Source organism: Halomonas sp. A29, assembly GCF_046723295.1.
Classification (GTDB): Bacteria; Pseudomonadota; Gammaproteobacteria; order Pseudomonadales; family Halomonadaceae; genus Halomonas.
In genome coordinates, this window is the sequence record NZ_JAXQPR010000033.1 from 1 (window position 1) to 821 (window position 821).

Below are 821 nucleotides of genomic sequence, written 5' to 3' on the forward strand. Positions count from 1 at the left end.
CGCAGCGAGTGCACGTTGACGATGTCGCCGCGCCGCACGTGGGTCAGCAGGCTGCCGATGGTGGCCTGCTGCGGCGAGATGGCGATGTCGATCTCGCCGCCCTGCACCAGATCGACGTAGGCGGCGTTGTTGATCAGCGTGAGGACCTTCTTCGCGCCCATGCGCTTGGCCAGCATCGACGACATGATGTTGACCTCGTCGTCGTTGGTCAGGGCGCAGAAGATGTCGCACTCCTCGATGTTCTCCTCTTCCAGCAGGCGCTTGTTGGTGGCGCTGCCGTGCAGCACCACGGTGCGGTCGAGGCGCTCGGAAAGCACGGTGCAGCGCTCCAGGCCGTGCTCGATGATCTTGACCTGATGGCTGTGCTCGAGGTGCTCGGCGAGGCGCTCGCCGATGTTGCCGCCGCCGGCGATCACCACCCGGCGGAAGTCGCGGTCGACCCGGCGCAGCTCGCTCATCACCGCGCGGATGTCGCGCCGGGCGGCGATGAAGAACACTTCGTCGTCGGCTTCGATCACGGTGTCGCCGCGCGGGATGATCGGCCGGTTGCGGCGGTAGATGGCCGCCACCCGGGTATCGACGCTGGGCATGTGGCGGCGCAGGAAGCCGAGGTCCTGGCCCACCAGCGGGCCACCGTAGTAGGCCTTGACCGCCACCAGCTGTACCAGGCCGCCGGCGAACTCGAGCACCTGCAGCGCGCCGGGGTGCTCGATCAGGCGGCGGATATGGTCGGTGACCACCTGCTCGGGGCTGATCAGCACGTCGATGGGCACCGCCTCGTGGGCGAACAGCCCCTTGCGGGTGAGGTAGGCGGTGGCGCG

Annotated in this window: 1 protein-coding gene; it reads right to left on the minus strand. The window is 68.3% G+C overall.

The features are described from left to right. Window positions 1–821: Trk system potassium transporter TrkA (trkA, locus tag SPH52_RS22445; RefSeq protein ID WP_411797272.1), on the minus strand; the 821-nt coding region annotated here is incomplete at both ends.